At 44.3% G+C, this 16,853-nt stretch carries 17 protein-coding genes; 6 read left to right on the forward strand and 11 right to left on the reverse strand.

The annotated features are described in order from the left end of the window. Nucleotides 1–293: 293 nt before the first annotated feature. The 5 genes from pssA to DN730_RS18265 form a co-directional block, all read right to left on the reverse strand. Nucleotides 294–1,091 carry a CDP-diacylglycerol--serine O-phosphatidyltransferase gene (gene pssA, locus DN730_RS18245; RefSeq protein WP_245958013.1) on the reverse strand — a complete coding sequence of 266 codons (798 nt, stop codon included), beginning with the start codon at nucleotides 1,089–1,091 and terminating at the stop codon, nucleotides 294–296. Next, entirely contained in the window at nucleotides 1,088–2,383 is a 1,296-nt protein-coding gene (gene hemL / locus DN730_RS18250) for a glutamate-1-semialdehyde 2,1-aminomutase (protein ID WP_115469564.1), read from the reverse strand. The genes pssA and hemL overlap by 4 nt, the downstream gene beginning before the upstream one ends. 24 nt (nucleotides 2,384–2,407) lie before the next feature. Beyond that, entirely contained in the window at nucleotides 2,408–2,830 is a 423-nt protein-coding gene (gene hemJ, locus DN730_RS18255) for a protoporphyrinogen oxidase HemJ (protein ID WP_115469565.1), read from the reverse strand. A gap of 2 nt (nucleotides 2,831–2,832) precedes the next feature. Beyond that, on the reverse strand, nucleotides 2,833–4,521 hold the full coding sequence (locus DN730_RS18260; protein WP_245958014.1) for a chloride channel protein: 1,689 nt from the start codon (nucleotides 4,519–4,521) through the stop codon (nucleotides 2,833–2,835). An 88-nt stretch (nucleotides 4,522–4,609) separates the two neighbouring features. Continuing rightward, nucleotides 4,610–5,038 (reverse strand): Lrp/AsnC family transcriptional regulator, encoded by a 429-nt coding sequence (locus DN730_RS18265; RefSeq protein ID WP_115469566.1) that lies wholly within the window; start codon nucleotides 5,036–5,038, stop codon nucleotides 4,610–4,612. A 145-nt stretch (nucleotides 5,039–5,183) separates the two neighbouring features. Between DN730_RS18265 and yjeH the strand changes: the two genes are divergently transcribed. Continuing rightward, complete coding sequence (gene yjeH / locus DN730_RS18270) at nucleotides 5,184–6,467, forward strand: L-methionine/branched-chain amino acid transporter (protein WP_115469567.1); 1,284 nt, start codon at nucleotides 5,184–5,186, stop codon at nucleotides 6,465–6,467. A 64-nt stretch (nucleotides 6,468–6,531) separates the two neighbouring features. Beyond that, nucleotides 6,532–7,044, forward strand: a complete 513-nt coding sequence (luxS, locus tag DN730_RS18275; RefSeq protein WP_115469568.1) for an S-ribosylhomocysteine lyase — start codon at nucleotides 6,532–6,534, stop codon at nucleotides 7,042–7,044. Between the two features lie 51 nt (nucleotides 7,045–7,095). Here luxS and DN730_RS18280 read toward each other — a convergent pair whose 3' ends face one another. The 4 genes from DN730_RS18280 to DN730_RS18295 all read right to left on the reverse strand — a co-directional run bounded on the left by DN730_RS18280 (nucleotide 7,096) and on the right by DN730_RS18295 (nucleotide 11,042). Further along, a complete protein-coding gene (locus DN730_RS18280) occupies nucleotides 7,096–7,728 on the reverse strand; it encodes a LysE family translocator (RefSeq protein WP_115469569.1) in 633 nt (210 codons plus the stop codon). Between the two features lie 356 nt (nucleotides 7,729–8,084). Then, nucleotides 8,085–8,585, reverse strand: a complete 501-nt coding sequence (locus DN730_RS18285; RefSeq protein ID WP_115469570.1) for a hypothetical protein — start codon at nucleotides 8,583–8,585, stop codon at nucleotides 8,085–8,087. Nucleotides 8,586–8,830: 245 nt separating this feature from the next. Beyond that, nucleotides 8,831–9,322 (reverse strand): acetolactate synthase small subunit, encoded by a 492-nt coding sequence (gene ilvN, locus DN730_RS18290; protein WP_115469571.1) that lies wholly within the window; start codon nucleotides 9,320–9,322, stop codon nucleotides 8,831–8,833. A gap of 1 nt (nucleotide 9,323) precedes the next feature. Continuing rightward, on the reverse strand, nucleotides 9,324–11,042 hold the full coding sequence (locus DN730_RS18295; protein WP_115469572.1) for an acetolactate synthase 3 large subunit: 1,719 nt from the start codon (nucleotides 11,040–11,042) through the stop codon (nucleotides 9,324–9,326). A gap of 426 nt (nucleotides 11,043–11,468) precedes the next feature. On the opposite strand from DN730_RS18295, the gene DN730_RS18300 reads away from it, so the two are divergent. Both DN730_RS18300 and queG read left to right on the forward strand, forming a co-directional pair. Continuing rightward, nucleotides 11,469–11,729 carry a hypothetical protein gene (locus DN730_RS18300; RefSeq protein WP_115469573.1) on the forward strand — a complete coding sequence of 87 codons (261 nt, stop codon included), beginning with the start codon at nucleotides 11,469–11,471 and terminating at the stop codon, nucleotides 11,727–11,729. Between the two features lie 54 nt (nucleotides 11,730–11,783). Then, a complete protein-coding gene (gene queG / locus DN730_RS18305; RefSeq protein WP_115469613.1) occupies nucleotides 11,784–12,863 on the forward strand; it encodes a tRNA epoxyqueuosine(34) reductase QueG in 1,080 nt (359 codons plus the stop codon). Here queG and DN730_RS18310 read toward each other — a convergent pair. Together DN730_RS18310 and DN730_RS18315 are read right to left on the reverse strand one after the other, a co-directional pair. Next, nucleotides 12,817–14,064: a GGDEF domain-containing protein gene (locus tag DN730_RS18310; RefSeq protein ID WP_158541238.1), complete on the reverse strand. Its 1,248-nt coding sequence runs from the start codon at nucleotides 14,062–14,064 to the stop codon at nucleotides 12,817–12,819. The two genes, queG and DN730_RS18310, sit on opposite strands and share 47 nt — an antisense overlap. A gap of 232 nt (nucleotides 14,065–14,296) precedes the next feature. Further along, nucleotides 14,297–15,157, reverse strand: a complete 861-nt coding sequence (locus DN730_RS18315; RefSeq protein ID WP_115469575.1) for an acyl-CoA thioesterase — start codon at nucleotides 15,155–15,157, stop codon at nucleotides 14,297–14,299. Between the two features lie 145 nt (nucleotides 15,158–15,302). Here DN730_RS18315 and moaA point away from each other — a divergent pair, with 145 nt between their 5' ends. Next, a complete protein-coding gene (gene moaA / locus DN730_RS18320; protein ID WP_115469614.1) occupies nucleotides 15,303–16,298 on the forward strand; it encodes a GTP 3',8-cyclase MoaA in 996 nt (331 codons plus the stop codon). 14 nt (nucleotides 16,299–16,312) lie between these two features. Next, nucleotides 16,313–16,852, forward strand: coding sequence for a molybdenum cofactor biosynthesis protein B (gene moaB / locus DN730_RS18325; RefSeq protein WP_115469576.1), 540 nt, complete (start codon nucleotides 16,313–16,315; stop codon nucleotides 16,850–16,852). The last annotated feature ends 1 nt before the right edge of the window (nucleotide 16,853 follow it).

A 16,853-nucleotide genomic window follows, 5' to 3' on the forward strand; every position in this document is an offset into this window, starting at 1 on the left:
AGCGAATTGACGTGTTCACTCATCTAAGACTTCAATCTTTTTTGACCTCTAAGAGGTCTGCTGAAGTCTCCAGCGAGCGCCCACACAAATTATCTGATTATCTATTTTAAAGAGCGTCTGACTCGTTTTGCTTCGTTGCTCTGAAGCGTTGTCCGTGTCAGTGGGTGCGTATAATACCTTCGCGAATTTTTAACGCAACCCCTTTTTTCATTTTTTTGAAATTAATTAACGACACAAAAAAGCCCTCCTAGTAAGGCGGGCTTTTTATATATCTTTGATCGCGATATGTAAGGCTAACGCAACTGCTTAAACACTATTCCTAGTATTCCCCACAGTCCGTAGGCACAAAACGCTGCAGCTAAAACTAAAGCAGGCTCTAACGCTACCAGCACAAGAATCAAAACTGCAATCAACAAGAACACGAAGGGTACTCGACCTTTAAGATTAAGATCTTTAAAGCTGCGATACTTTACATTACTGACCATCAACAAACCTGTCACAGGAACTAACAACGCCATAACACTGGCTAATTGCTCACCCGTCAGGCCCGCATGATTTGACGCCCAAATAACACCTGCAACAATTGCAGCAGCAGCAGGACTAGGAAGACCAGTAAAATAACGTTTGTCTTCAATACCAATCATTGTATTAAAACGTGCAAGCCGAAGAGCGGCACCCACAACATAGATAAAGGCCGCAATCCAGCCCACTTTACCTAACGGATCTAATGCCCATGTAAATGAGACCAAAGCTGGCGCAACACCAAAAGACACCATGTCCGCCAAGGAGTCATACTCCGCACCAAATGCGCTTTGAGTACGAGTTAGACGAGCAACCCGACCGTCTAACCCATCAAAAACCATTGATATAAATATCGCAATCGCTGCGTGAGTATAGTTACCATTCATTGCTGCGATAATAGAGTAAAACCCAGAAAATAGTGCCGCTGTAGTAAATAAATTGGGAAGTAAGTAGACCCCCCTTCTAGGATTCTTTACTTTGGGCTTAACTTCTACAGAGTCATCCTCAACTTCATCTTTGACGAGTTCTTTTTCTGTTTCCTCTACTGGCATATCATCTACCTTAATCATTCTGCCACCTTTGCTAATTTAACGAATGCGCGCTTCGCGGCAGCAATTGTGAATTCAATATCTTCATCACTATGCGCTTGAGATGTAAACCCTGCTTCAAAAGCAGACGGTGCTAAGTAGACCCCCTCCTCGAGCATGTAATGGAAAAATAGCTTAAACATCTCTGTATCACATTTTTGGACATCAGCAAATGTGCTCACCTGCTTCTGATTAGAGAAAAACAGGCCAAACATGCCGCCAACACTCACGGTTGCAACAGAAACTCCAAGCTCATCCGCAGCCGCTTGGATGCCCGATACCAACAATGATGTTTTTCGCTCAAGTTCACGGTGAAACCCCTCTTCACTGATCTTATTCAATACTGCCAGTCCAGCTACCATAGCAACTGGATTACCAGATAATGTCCCAGCTTGGTAGACTGGGCCAAGAGGTGAAATGTACTCCATAATTGCCTTTTTACCACCAAAGGCCCCCACTGGCATTCCTGCACCAATTACTTTTCCTAACGTAGTCAAATCCGGAGTTACCTTAAACTTTTCTTGAGCCCCGCCAAGTGCGACACGAAAGCCAGTCATCACCTCATCAAAAATGAGTACAGCACCGGACTCATCACACACTTGACGTAACGTTTCCAAGAAACCTGGCACCGGAAGTATACAATTCATGTTACCAGCAACTGGCTCTACAATAATGCAAGCTATCTGGTCACCGAGCTCGGCAAAACAGGACTTTACCTCCTCGATATCGTTGTATTGTAGTGTAATGGTGTGTTGCGCTAAATCTGCTGGCACCCCGGGTGAATTGGGAACCCCTAACGTCAAAGCGCCCGACCCAGCCTTAACCAGCAACGAATCGGAATGACCGTGATAACAACCTTCAAACTTAACAATTTTATCTCGCCCTGTGTAACCTCGAGATAAGCGAATAGCACTCATGGTGGCTTCGGTGCCTGAATTCACCATACGAACCATATCCATAGATGGAACTAATTCACATACTTTTTCAGCCATCGTAGTCTCGACTTCGGTCGGCGCTCCAAAGCTCAAGCCAAAATCAAGCTGCTTACGAACTGCATTGATAACATCAGGGTGTGAATGCCCGACAATCATAGGTCCCCAAGACCCTACATAATCAATATAACGTTTGCCATCTTCATCATATACATATGCCCCTTCCCCCTTTTGGAAGAATAACGGTGTTCCACCCACGCCATTAAATGCTCGAACTGGTGAGTTAACGCCACCAGGAATGTGTTTTTGAGCGCGAGTGTATAAATCTTCAGAACGACTCATATTTGGATCCACTTCAACAGAAATTTAAAACGGACGCACGACAACTAATATCGATACGCCAATCAGAACTAGTACAGGAAATTCGTTAAACCAACGATAGAAAACATGACTACGATTGTTTTCGTCTTGAGCGAACTTTTTCAATAGGCGACCACATGCGTGGTGATAGCCTAGCAATAACACGACAAGTAACAATTTGGCATGAAACCAACCCGCTTGCATATAATAACTCGGCGCATATGTCACTAGCCAAACACCCAGAACAATTGTCGCTATTGCAGCAGGTGTCATGATTCCACGATACAACTTGCGCTCCATCACTTTGAAACGCTCAATACTTTCTGAGTCTTTTGCCGCAGCGTGATAAACAAATAAACGCGGTAGGTAAAAAAGTGCCGCAAACCAAGATACCATCGCTACGATATGAAACGCTTTCACCCACAACATATTTAATCCTTGAACAACATTTGATGCAATCGATGCGAAGTCGCCAACCAGTACTCTTGAGATGACGAATAATAGACCAAAACCTGCTGCTGATTGTGCTCATGCAGCCAGCGCATTAAATCAGGTACTGAAAGTGATGCACCAACAACACCCACTTTTTTCCCTGATAGCGCCTTTAAAACATCCATACTTGGATGCTCAGCATCAAACGCTAACCAAGGCTGAGGGCCCAAATCTAACTGATTAAGCTGCTCAAGCACCTCCGGCACTGATACCAAAAAGAATTCTTCCCCTTTTTGGATTGCGATATAGTCTATCATATTTGTCGCAAAATCGCGGGCCTGCTCAAGATGGAGCAATTCGGGAAAACACTTAACTTTATGCCCTAAAGTCTGCACATTGTGATGGCGAAGCACTCGCTGAACAGGAGACCACTCAGAAACCAACCCTAACGCACTCAAGCGCTCAACAAAAATCGAGTCTTGGTGGAACAGAATGCGAATGATGGTACAAGACAGAACAATGACAAAAATGGCTGGTGCTATCGTTTGTGAAGTATGTGTCATCTCCACCATCGCGACCACCGCAGTCAAGGGCGCTTGAAACGTGGTAGCCATCATCGCTGCCATGCCAAGCAACACAAATAGCGACATTTCGGTTGCTGGCTCCATCCCAGTATTCACCCATAAAGATACTTGAGCTCCGATTAAGCCACCGATCACAAAAGTTGGACCTATCATGCCGCCGGGAATACCTAGGCCAATTGATAAGGACGTCAGTACAACCTTAGCCGCTACAATAACCATAAGCGGAATCAATATCTGCTCACCACTCAGCGCCATGTTCAGCGAATCATAGCCACCGCCTAATACTTCGGGGACAACCAGGCCGACCAATCCTGTTACCACACCAACAAACAGAAAACGAACCACAGCCGATGTAGAGCTAAAACGCCATAACCAACGCTGAATTTGATAAAAAGAACTAGAGGAGATGACAATAGTAAATACAAGTAACACATAAGCTGCCAACATGCCGATATCATAGAGAGGCAGATGCAACATTCCAAAATCGAATACATCAAACCGGCCAAGTAGCCCTTCACTAATGAACATCGCAACGATTACAGACAGTAGTACTGGCAATACCAACCGCAACCGATACTCATGAAATATAACCTCATAGGCAAACAACACACCCGCAAGTGGCGTTTGAAATGCCGCGGCTATCGCCCCAGCTACTCCGCAGGCAACTAGGGTATCGACTCCAACATGAGACAGCCGGAAACGCTGCGCGAGACGGCTACCAAATGTTGCTCCAATATGCACAGCAGGCCCTTCTTTACCGATAGACAGCCCTCCCAACAATCCTACTAACGCTCCAAAAAACTGCACTACCGCATTTAGGATAGGCAAATTACCTTGATGATAATTTAAACGTTCTACGACATAAGGAATGCCAACTTTCAGATACTTATTAGGCGTAAGGTGCCACATTAGAGCCAAGATCAGGCATGCTAAGACAGGAAGAAAAAAACGATATAACGGTTCTAATTGCTCATAGTTCTCAGAATGGGAAGGCAAAATAGACGTCGCAAACCATTGCAATATAGTAACAAGAGCAGTCATGGTTAATCCGCTCAAGACACCACAAACCAAAGCAAGGCCTGACAAGATTAAAAGATCATCCACTGCCAAACCGCCACTTCGCCAACGTTCAATAAAATTAAACCCTTTCAGATCTCGCTCCTTAATCGTAGCGCAAGCTTGCCGGATATTGTTAACGTGTATTCGCGTCTGCTAAACACATATGAGTCACTACTTTATCTATATTTGGCCAACGATCGATTTCAACACGTAAAGACGTAAGGCGAGACATGGTCTTCGCCTCGACATACATGATGACATCAACATCACCACTAATATAATGAGCAAAACGAATTTCAGGAATCTTATTGATTAGCGGCTCAATCAGTTCTCGTGATATCGGACGAAATGTAAGGGAAAAATACGCTGAGACCACCTCGCTCGCATCAACTCCTAGCCTCGCATGATACCCCTCAATCACCTTACGCTCTTCCAACCGCTTTATGCGGTCTGTCACTGCCGAGCGAGATAAATTAACTTTGCGGCTAATATCTGATACCGATTGCCTAGCATCTTCTACCAGAAGCGCCAGAATCTTTTCGTCGACACGATCGATAGCCATATTTATCGTCTTCCCTAAATCCGTCATATTGACGGTAATTACGTTACATTGCCTTTCAATACCGTCAGTTTGTAAGGCGTAAATTTACTGTAATCATTTTATCCTTTGACATATTAAACAGTAAAACGATATCGAGGGTAAATCGATGCAATACCAACGCACATTAGGGCCATTTCAAGGCATGGCAATGACTATCACAACCTTTATTGGTACAGGCTTAATGATTTTGCCAGCCATTTCAGTATCACAAGCGGGCAGTTTTGCCTTCTATGCTTGGCTGATTACGGCTCTTGTGATCATTCCCATAGCTTTTGTATTCGCTTTACTCGGCAGTAAATTCCCTTCCGCAAGTGGAGCATCGCATTATATTGGTAGAGTGCTCGGCGCCAAAGCGGAGCGCGCAGTTGGCTGGCTCTTTTTAAGCATAATGCTTGTTGGCCCAGCAGTAGCTATTAAAGTTGCAGCGGCGTATTTGGCTATCGTATTTGAGTTACCTGCTGATCAAGTGTTTAATCTTAGCCTGATCACTCTTATTGGAATGCTACTGTTTTCAGTTGCGGGTTTAAAAAATTCGGCAAACTTCCAAACTGCCGTAGTGATATGCCTGATTGGGACGGTGATCGCATTACTTTATTTTAGCTTTACCCAAGATCAACCCTTTGAAAGCTCAATTATCTCATTACCGATGCAGTATTCAGATATTGAAACCACATTGCTCGCTGCAGGAACGATATTTTGGTGTTTTATCGGCATTGAGGTCATGGCACACATGGGTGCCGAATTCAAAAACCCATCTCGCGATTTCCCCATTGCTTTATTGGGCGGCATAAGCATTGTGGTAACACTGTATCTAGCCACTGTACTCATGATCATTCAATACAACGTCTATGGTGACGATGTTACTAATAGCCAATCTTTAGCCCTACTCGTTGGAGTATTGCTGGGGGATGAAGCACGTCGTTACTTTGCCTTAGGAGCTTACCTGATCGCATTTTCCAACGTAGGGGTATATATTCTAGGCTTTTCTAGAATGGTACAAGCGATGGCGGCACAGCGAGCACTTCCTCACTATTTCGCTACGCTTTCCAAATATGGCACCCCATTAAGAGCAGTCGGATTTGTAGGCGTTATCAGCCTAATGTCTCTACTATTTGCAGAATATGCGGACACGCCAATGTCTTGGTTTATTGAAATGACAAATGGCGCGTTTCTATTGATCTACTTACTAACATGCATTACAGCAATCAAATCTCTTAACTCTTCGCTACGCTGGCTCTCCGTCCTAGCTACTGTCAGCTGCATAGTTATGGCGACTTTTATGGGAAAAAGTCTGTTATTCGCGTGTATTTCATTTGCGATTGCACTCCTGTGGGAATACATGAAATCTCAGAAACATCACATTGCACACGATGAAATTCATGTACAATAAGCCAATATTCAATCAGTTTACCCGACTGCGCTGCGGGTAAACGAGACACTAGGAGAACACTAATATGCCACTACTCGACAGCTTCCGTGTAGACCATACACGCATGCAAGCACCAGCCGTTCGCGTTGCTAAATCCATGGCAACACCAAAAGGTGACAACATTACTGTTTTCGACTTACGTTTTTGCATCCCAAATGAAGAGATTTTATCTGAAAAAGGTATTCATACCCTTGAGCATTTATTTGCAGGTTTCATGCGAGAACATCTAAATAGTAATGATGTCGAAATCATTGATATTTCTCCAATGGGATGTCGCACAGGCTTTTATATGAGCCTTATTGGAACACCGAGTGAAGAGCAAGTCGCCGCGAGCTGGAAAGCCTCAATGGAGGACGTATTGAATGTCGCAACTAAAAAAGACATCCCTGAACTGAATGAGTTTCAATGCGGTACTTATGAAATGCACTCGCTAGATGAAGCGAAACAAATTGCCAAGACGATCCTAGAGCGGGACGTCAAAGTAAACAGTAATGAAGAGCTGTATCTCACCGAAGAGTTTCTTGCCGAACATTCGTGATTAGGCATTCAGTCAAGAAGGGAACCATTTGGTTCCCTTTTTCATCTTATATTAGGTTCTTGACGCCGCCGCTAGAAATGCACTCGCGAGAACAAACACTCCTCCCATGCTTCTATTCAGTACCTGCATCCCTCGGGCACTTCTAATCAGTCGGCGCAACTGCCAGCCTCCTAATGCGTAAAAAAATGCGGCAATAAACTCGGTTACCATGAAGGTCACACCCATTACCAAGAATTGAGCAGGGACAGACTGATCCAAATCGAGCATTTGCGGAAAGACCGCAGTAAAAATCAAAATCGCTTTAGGGTTGCTAATAGCAATCATGAACTCTTGGCGCAAACGCTCTAAGTGTGTGCTCGGTACCTCAACGCCCCCTTGTTCCATCGACACCAAATTACTGGAGGCACTCAGCCAAGTTTTGACTCCAATGTAGAATAAATAAACAACGCCCAACCACTTTACAACATTGAACCAAAACGGCGAAGAGACAATCACTGCCCCTAAACCCAAAACTGAAATCAGCATCAAAATACCGAAAGCAATGTTACGTCCAACAACCGCAAGCAACGCAGCTAATGCTCCTGCACGAATGCCATTGTACATTGCGGTGAAGTTATTCGGCCCAGGAGAAAATGATAGAAGCAATAAGACAGGCGCTATTGCAAGCCAAAGTTGTAGTGCCATTCGCTGTGTTTATACCTCTTGATAGGAAAGCTTTTGTTACGAACGCCGTAACCGCTGATCACTCTTCATAGGCAAAGAGTTTAGTCATTAAATAATAGGGTTACTTCTAACCACATTTTAACCATCAATCTTAAAATGTGCGGCAACTTTAACGATTAATTAGGGCTATGTCATGTCAATTCCGCGCTGTTTTATTTGACTGATCGCGTCCTTTTTAATTTGTTACACATCGTCACGGGCTAGGCATAGTGGGTGCTTTATTAGGCCTTAGAGCGTAAGGCACTCGGTTTTTCGCTATGATCTGACGAAAAATGGCCACTTAATAGTGGCCACATTGTATCAGGATGAATTAAATATTATTCATCAATGCCCAGTTTATCTTTTAACGCAACGACTGAGCGCTTATAAGACTCGGAGATTTTTTCCATCGCTGCGTCGTACTTTTCTTCAGCCTTTGCTAAAGCCTCGTCTGTTTTCGCCTTATCTTTCGCATCACGATAAGTTGCTTTTGCTTTTTCGACTTGCGCATCGAACTTGTTATGTATGCCTTTCATTCCTTCTTGAAAGTCAGTTTTGATGTCAGCCCACTTATCTTCGGCATTATCTTTGGTGATGTTTTCATCAATATAACACTCTGTTTTCGCTGTGATCAGTGCTGCTTGAGTAGTGAAAATATCACTCCAATCATCTGTCAATTTTGCTGCTTCAGCGGCCACTTTTTTCTCGGCAACTGAAATACAAGAGTAATCATCCGCATGAGCAGATGAGCCAAATAGTATGGCTGTCGCTATTCCTATGCCAATAACCCCATTTTTCATAGATGAAGCAGCGTTTCCAATTGTTGATTGCGCTTTCATAATTACGTCCTGTGCTGATGAATGTTAGATCAATTGTGGCATCCACCGACAGAAAATAAACCCAATACAAGTCGATTACATATTTGCTTCTATTAAGCACAGATTGCAGGAAAAGGTGCGTATTTAACATGCAATCGTCAATAAGCAGAAAATCAACCTACAGAAGAAAATCATTGCCCTCCAATATGAAGACATAAAAAAACGCGCCGAAGCGCGTTTTGACAAAGAACAATTAAATGCTCTCGTTAAAGAGACAGTGTTTTCTCACCACGGGCAATGCCTGACACCCCTGTACGCACAACCTCTAATGTATGCATACCTCCAAGCGCCTGTAAGAATCCATCCAACTTATCAGATTCACCGATAATCTGGATGGTGTATATTGATGGCGTCATATCAATGATATTGCCACGGAATATATCCACCGTACGTTTAACTTCTGCTCGCTGAGCACCAGAAGCACGAACTTTAACCAACATCATTTCACGTTCGATATGCTGACCTTCTGTCAGATCAACAAGCTTAACCACATCAATGAGCTTATTAAGCTGCTTTGTAATTTGCTCTACAACTTGATCCGACCCAAAGGTAGTCAGTGTTAACCGCGACAAAGTTGAATCATCTGTCGGTGCAACATTAAGTGACTCGATATTGAAGTTACGCTGAGAGAACAAACCAACCACACGCGACAAGGCACCCGGCTCATTCTCCATTAAAACTGAGATAATGTGTCGCATATTAAGTTCGCTCCGTCTTGCTCAAGAACATATCACGCATGGATCCACGTGGTACCTGCATTGGGTATACATGTTCTTCTGGATCTACATAACAATTAATGAAAACTAGCTGATCAGTCATCGCGAACGCTTCTTCCATTTTCGAATCCAACTCATCTTTTGTCCGGATTTCTACATACTTATGTCTGTAGGCACCCATCAGCGCCTCAAAATCAGGCAAAGAATCCATATAAGAGTTTGAATGACGGCCTTCATAGTTCATATCTTGCCACTGACGGACCATACCCAAATAACCGTTGTTCAAACACAAGATTTTGACTGGCAAACCATACTGTAGACACGTCGAAAGCTCTTGAATATTCATCTGAATACTGCCTTCACCTGTTACACAGACAACTGTCTCATTTGGGAAGTTGATCTTAACACCCATTGCGGCTGGCAAACCAAAGCCCATCGTTCCTAGACCACCTGAGTTGACCCAACGATATGGCTTGTCAAACTTGTAGTATTGGGCGGTGAACATTTGATGCTGACCAACATCTGATGCAACAAAAGCATCGCCGTTAGTCGCGCGCCAACACGCTTCAACCGCTGCTTGTGGCTTAATTTTGTCGCCCGCTGTGTCGTAGCGCCCACCATGCACCTGACGCCAATCATTGATCTGCTTCCACCAAGTAGCAATCGCCTCTTGATTAGTGCGAGCTGGCGCATCATCAATGATAGACAACATCTCTTCAAGCACTTGGATCACAGGCCCGACAATTGGAACATCCGCACGAATCGTTTTGGAGATCGAAGCCGGATCAATGTCAATATGTATAATTTTTGCACCAGGGCAGAACTTATCAGGATCATTTGTTACTCGGTCGTCAAAACGAGCACCTACCGCTAAAATAAGGTCACTGTGGTGCATCGCTTGGTTCGCTTCATAAGAACCATGCATTCCAAGCATGCCAAGGGACTGTTTATCCGTCGCAGGATAACCACCTAGCCCCATAAGTGTATTGGTGACAGGGTATTCTAAGTGTTGGGCCAACTTAACAAGTTGATCTGATCCCCCACCCATAATGACACCGCCACCTGCGTAAATCACTGGACGCTTTGCCGCCAACAATAAGTCCACAGCTTTTTTAATTTGACCACTATGACCTTTAAGCGGAGGCATGTATGAGCGCAACGATACTGACTCAGGGTATTTGTATTCGAACTTTTCGTTCGGCATCGTCATATCTTTTGGAATGTCTACGACAACCGGACCTGGACGACCTGTACTAGCGATGTGAAAAGCTTTCTTCAGAATCATAGGTATTTCAGAAGGATGCTTAACAGAGAAGCTATGTTTAACGATCGGACGAGAGACTCCAATCATATCGGTCTCTTGGAATGCATCCTCACCGATAAGGTAGCTCATTACCTGACCACAGATAACAACCATAGGAATGGAATCCATAAACGCTGTCGCAATACCCGTAACAGTATTGGTTGCGCCCGGACCAGATGTTACAAGCACAACACCTGGCTTACCTGTCGCACGCGCATAGCCGTCAGCCATATGTGTTGCAGCTTGTTCATGACGGACGAGTACATGCTTCACATCAGATTGACGATGTAACGCATCATAAATGTGCAGTGCTGCACCACCTGGATAGCCATATATATTTTCTACTCCCTCATCTTTGAGAAAGCGGGCGATCATCTCACCACCGGATAATAACTCCACCTTGTAAACCTCTGTAGTGTTCATCTGTCTGCTAGTTTGGTGCACGTATTGTAACCGCATACCAAGCACAGATTAAAGTTGATAAAACGATGTTTGCAAAACAAATGAGATACCTAAAACGAAGGAACACTCAAACGCAATAAATCGCAGTTTTGACACTGCCCGCGTCTTTTCGCGAGAGGAAGCATTGTGAGTCAATATTCTACTTACAATACTGTGTGTAACGACTATACTCTAGTCGTATAGGAAGGGGCTGTTGGCCGCCATCAGAAGAGACAATCAGCGGGGTATTGCTGATGTAAGTGCTTATTTTGTCAGGCATCTGCGTTAGAGTCAACGAATCCGTGTTATACACGCTCTTTCCGCTTGCTCTTAATAGAGCTTTCATGATGTCATACGCTTATTATCTAATAAGGAGTTAGAATCATGGCTTCAGAATTAAACCAACAACGTATTATCGATGAATTCTTACGCTGCTTCCGCAAAATGCTGATGGAACCCGAATTGTCTGGTGAGCTTATCCGCATCGCCAAAGAGCACATAAATGAGCCTAATGCTTATCAAAAAATTGCAGAAGAAGTTTCCAACCAAACGACTCTAAAGATTCCCGAAGAGCACTCTGAAGCAGATCGTCTTTTCATCAAACTTTTGATAGACACTGTGAAAAGCGACGTTAACCTGTATTAATTAATAACCTCAAGGTGAGAGCTCGGCTCTTACCTTTTCCTACAAGTGTATCCCTTGCTGCCATCAGACCTTAACTCGCCAACTTCGCTGAGTGATCTAGCCACCCAGATAAAGCAATGGGCCTCGGAGTTTGGTTTTTCGGATTGCCGAATCGTCGATCCGAAGTTAGAACAGTTTCGTGATCCTTATAACAAGTGGCTTGCTTCAGGCTATCACGGGACCATGGACTACTTAGCCAATCACGGTGATCTTAGATTTACTCCTGAAAACCTGCACGTTGGAACACAACGTGTTATCAGCTTAAGCATGCCCTACCTACCCGAGTCCGTCGAAACGGTAAAGCGGCTGCAAACAAAAAATAAGGCTTATATCGCTCGCTATGCTTTAGGTCGTGATTATCACAAGCTAATACGCAAGCGTCTCACTCAATTTGCCAAGCGCATAGAGGAGGAAGTTGGCGATCACGGCTTTCGGGCCTTCGTTGATAGCGCTCCCGTATTAGAACGCCAGATAGCCGAACAAGCAGGAATGGGATGGATAGGGAAGAATACGCTTCTATTATCACCTAAAGCTGGAAGCTGGTTTTTACTTGGCGAGGTATTCACTAACCTGCCTTTACCTGTCGATGATGCTATGCCATCACGTCATTGCGGAAGCTGTAGCGCATGCCTTGATCTTTGCCCAACCAACGCATTTGTGGAACCTTGGGTATTAGATGCAACAAAATGCATCTCTTATTTAACCATAGAATACGACGGCATAATTCCTGAAGAGCTCAGATCAAAAATGGGCAATCGTATTTTTGGTTGCGATGACTGCCAACTCGTCTGCCCTTGGACGAAGTTCGCAAAATACACACAAGAAAATGATTTCCAGCCTCGCCATCATCTGGATAACGAAGAACTTATCACCCTGTTTCAATGGGATGAAAGAACGTTCCTAAAGAATACAGAAGGATCTCCCATCAGACGAACGGGCTACGAAAACTGGCAGCGTAACCTTGCCGTAGCATTAGGTAATGCACCAACAAGCATGGCGATCATTGAAGCATTAGAGAAAGGTAAAGAAGGCGCTTCGGAAAAGCTACTTATTCACATCGATTGGGCTCTGGCTCAGCATCCAATACTTCGATAAACTCCCCATCATCTAACGCTTCAATTTCGAATTGTCTAGACGCCGGTGAGTAAGCAAGAATCACTCTGTTTCTGCCTTCGCCTTTCGCATTATATAACGCATCGTCAGCTCTTTTTAGTAACTCATCACAGGTATCATCGTCATCTAATTCGGCGACACCAATACTCGTGGTCACATGAATCGCCTCTTTCTCAAATCGAGAGCTCGCCAATGTCGCTCGAACACGTTCAGCCATCCCTTCCGCGAGTACGATATCGTAATAAGGCAGAATTACAGCAAACTCTTCGCCCCCCCATCGCGCAACAAGCCCTTCACTTCCAATCACTTGCTTAATACACTGGGCTGCATGCTGCAAAACATGATCACCTATTTGATGTCCATGTACATCATTAACTCGCTTAAAGTCATCCAAATCAATTAACAGTACTGAAAGACGCTCGTGTCGGCGCTTCGAAAGCAGCACATATTCAGCAAATAATTCATCAAATCGCGTACGGTTATACACCTGCGTAAGTGCATCAGTATTAGCAAGTTTCGAAAGTTTTTGATTTAGTTCTATCAATGTACGATTTTTTTCTTCGAGGGCTGCCATTTTAGATTTAATACGTGCATCCGCTTCACTACCCATCGCAATCAGCTCCTCCCGAGAGGAGCGTAGAGAGATAACTAAACGATTCACACTCGACATAACTTCGCGGTACTCTGTGATTTGAGATAAGGACGCCTCTAGTTGGATTGGCACGGGATTATTGCAATCAATACCACTTAGGTCTCGCACTACTCGATTCACTCTCGCACTTAACTTTCGACGCATCAATATTTTCAACAATCCGAATAACAACAGCAGTTGGAGCGCCAAAGCAATTATAAACCAACCAGACTCTTTCAATACTTGATTACTAATGATGGCAGTCGGTAAAAGAGTGACACGCAATTGAAAGCCAGGTAAATCCAACTCTATTGGCACCCCCACATTGTCCCCCCAAGTCAATGTCGAGGCGCTATTCTCTGGCTTAAGCTCGGCTCCTGAAAAAAAGGAACGCTTATCCGCTAAGTATTGCAGAATAAGATTACTACGGTCCGCTACAGAGAGATGGTCAAATGCAATGATTTGGGAAACATACGTTCGAAGGATAGATACCTCTTCCTGCTGCCGTTTTTCAGCAACATAATGAGAGGCGATTGCAGCAGTCAATAGCACGCACATTGCCACAAGCAGATAACAAGCAGCTATTTTTGACAATAACAGGTTAATGATACTTCGCTGGGTTGACACGCTAGATCCTTTCCACATCCATATTGAAAGTTAACGCTCTTGCTCAACTGTTTATTTCATATTGAAGCAAAGGCAACAGAGTACAACCGATCAAAAATAGCACAGTCGTAACCTAAAACCTTAAATCTGTTACAATTCATTACATACACAACACGTTCTACTTATTCAAACGAATTAACCCCTCTTGTGCTGTAGATGCCACTAAATTCCCCGCTCGATCAAATATTTTCCCCCTAACAAACCCCCGCGCAGAGGATGTTGATGGGCTATCTGCGACATACAGCAACCACTCGTCTAACCGAAAAGGCCGATGAAACCAAATCGCATGATCTAAGCTAGCGATATTTAATTTGGGATGACCTATCGACACGCCATGAGGCTGAAGTGCCGTCTCTAGGAATCCATAATCTGTGGTGTAGGCCAACATAGCTTGGTGGACCAATTCGTCATCAGGAAGTGGCTCCACACTCCTAATCCACATATGACGTGATGGCAAACCAGGACGAGGACGAAACGGATTCTGGTTTTCGACAATGCGGTACTCTATAGGTCGGTCCGCGACAAGAAGACTTCTTATTTTACTAGGGATTTCTTCTGCATGCTTGCGGAACAGGCTCAACTCAGATTTGAAGTTTTCTGGGCCGGGAACGTTCGGCATCGCTTCTTGATGTGATAGCCCTTCTTCGAAAATATGAAACGATGCGGTCATCACTAAAATACTCTTGCCGTTCTGACTGGCGATGACTCGACGTACACTAAAGCTTCCACCGTCTCGAATAAACTCAACCTCATATTCTATCGGCTGACTCGCATCTCCTGGACGTAAAAAATAACTGTGCAATGAATTAGGCGCGCGCCCTTCAGGAACCGTTTGTACAGCGGCGCTCAGAGCCTGACCAACAACTTGGCCCCCGAAGACTTTGGGAAACCCTAAATCTTGACTCTTACCGACAAATTTAGTGTCAGAAACCCGATTCAAAGTGAGTATATCGATCAAATTATGTATAACACTATGCACTGCGACTCCTCATCTTTATAGTGGTTTAACTGCACTCAAATACTGCGTTATTTGAGCATAACGCAATTCGCAGTCCGTACAGAGAATCTTTGCCTCTGTAATAAAATTTTGCTTCTATTAGAAAATTGTAGTGAGGCCAATTCTAGTGTCAGATTCCACTTTAATCGATCCGTTCGGTCGAAAAATAGACTATTTACGTATTTCGGTGACGGACCGCTGCGACTTTCGCTGTACATATTGTATGGACGAAGACGCTACCTTTTTGCCTCGACGAGACATTTTATCATTAGAAGAAATCGTTCAGGTAGCGACCTCTTTTGTGGCCCTAGGTACTCGAAAAATCCGAATCACAGGCGGCGAGCCGCTTGTTCGTAAAGACATCCTCTTTGCACTAAAACACATTGCCAGCTTACCTGGACTTGACGAACTAACCATCACAACCAATGGTTCGCAGCTCGAAAAGATGGGGCAGCAGCTATTTGACACAGGCGTGTCTCGAATCAACATAAGCTTGGATACGCTCAAACGAGAACGATTTAAGGAATTGACCCGTCGAGACAAACTCGACCAAGTGCTGCGCGGAATTGATACCGTCAGCGCTCTGCCATTCAAGCGTCTTAAACTCAACGCCGTCATATTAGGCGGTTATAACGATGATGAGGTCGAAGACCTAGTTGAGTACGCTTTACAACGCAATTTAGACATTAGCTTTATCGAAGAGATGCCTCTTGGTCACATCTCTCATCATGACCGCGCCAAAGCCTATGTCTCTAGTGATGAGCTATTAGATCGCCTGCAACAACGCTGGCACCTAAGCCTGTCAGAACGCTCGACTGGCGGCCCCTCTAGATATTACGACTTAGCAGGTGAATCTAGCCAAGTAGGCTTTATTTCCCCCCATAGTCACAACTTCTGCAGCACCTGTAACCGAGTACGACTGACCGCTGAAGGTCGATTACTGCTATGTTTAGGCAATGAGCATTCAAAAGATTTAAAATCAGTCTTACGAAGTCATCCTGACAACGTGGAAGCTCTGCAAAAAAGTATTATTGACTCCTTAGTGCTAAAACCAGAAAAGCACCACTTTAATTTAGAAGAAGAACCCCAGATTTTGCGTTTCATGAGCGCTACTGGTGGTTAACAAAGGACTTAACTATGGCTAAAACACCTTCGCCTTTTCGCCCATTAAATATTAATGTTTTAACCGTTTCTGACACACGAGGCATTGCGGAAGATACATCGGGTGACGCTCTGATTAATCTGCTTCAGGACGCTGGGCACGTTCTCATCGAGCGCAGCATTGTAAAAGATGACATTTACGCCATGCGCGCCGTAGCGTCTAATTGGATCGCCGATGAATCCATACACGTAATTTTAATCACTGGCGGTACAGGCTTTTACTCGCGTGACAGCACCCCAGAGGCGATCACTCCGTTATTAGACAAAGAAGTTAATGGTTTTGGCGAGCTCTTTCGCCAACTATCTTTTGAAGAGATAGGCACGTCGACAATTCAATCACGTGCTTTAGCCGGCCTTGCTAACAAAACTCTCATATTCTGTTTACCTGGGTCTACGGGAGCATGTCGAACCGCTTGGAATGGCATCATCAAGGAACAGCTGGATGCCCGCCATAAACCATGCAACTTTGTTACTATGCTTTTGGGGCCATACCAGCCACCCGTGCACGAGGTTTGAT

The organism is Marinomonas piezotolerans, assembly GCF_003362755.1.
Classification (GTDB): Bacteria; Pseudomonadota; Gammaproteobacteria; order Pseudomonadales; family Marinomonadaceae; genus Marinomonas; species Marinomonas piezotolerans.

What these genes read in the sequence shown, in the direction of transcription:
- DN730_RS18280 (WP_115469569.1), bottom strand. Translation starts at nt 7,728, where the DNA reads ATGGCACTACAACTTTGGCTTGCAATAGCGCCTGTCTTATTGCTTCTA.
- luxS (WP_115469568.1), top strand. Translation starts at nt 6,532, where the DNA reads ATGCCACTACTCGACAGCTTCCGTGTAGACCATACACGCATGCAAGCA.
- DN730_RS18300 (WP_115469573.1), top strand. Translation starts at nt 11,469, where the DNA reads ATGGCTTCAGAATTAAACCAACAACGTATTATCGATGAATTCTTACGC.
- ilvN (WP_115469571.1), bottom strand. Translation starts at nt 9,322, where the DNA reads ATGCGACACATTATCTCAGTTTTAATGGAGAATGAGCCGGGTGCCTTG.
- yjeH (WP_115469567.1), top strand. Translation starts at nt 5,184, where the DNA reads ATGCAATACCAACGCACATTAGGGCCATTTCAAGGCATGGCAATGACT.
- DN730_RS18285 (WP_115469570.1), bottom strand. Translation starts at nt 8,585, where the DNA reads ATGAAAGCGCAATCAACAATTGGAAACGCTGCTTCATCTATGAAAAAT.
- moaB (WP_115469576.1), top strand. Translation starts at nt 16,313, where the DNA reads ATGGCTAAAACACCTTCGCCTTTTCGCCCATTAAATATTAATGTTTTA.
- hemL (WP_115469564.1), bottom strand. Translation starts at nt 2,383, where the DNA reads ATGAGTCGTTCTGAAGATTTATACACTCGCGCTCAAAAACACATTCCT.
- pssA (WP_245958013.1), bottom strand. Translation starts at nt 1,091, where the DNA reads ATGATTAAGGTAGATGATATGCCAGTAGAGGAAACAGAAAAAGAACTC.
- hemJ (WP_115469565.1), bottom strand. Translation starts at nt 2,830, where the DNA reads ATGTTGTGGGTGAAAGCGTTTCATATCGTAGCGATGGTATCTTGGTTT.
- DN730_RS18265 (WP_115469566.1), bottom strand. Translation starts at nt 5,038, where the DNA reads ATGGCTATCGATCGTGTCGACGAAAAGATTCTGGCGCTTCTGGTAGAA.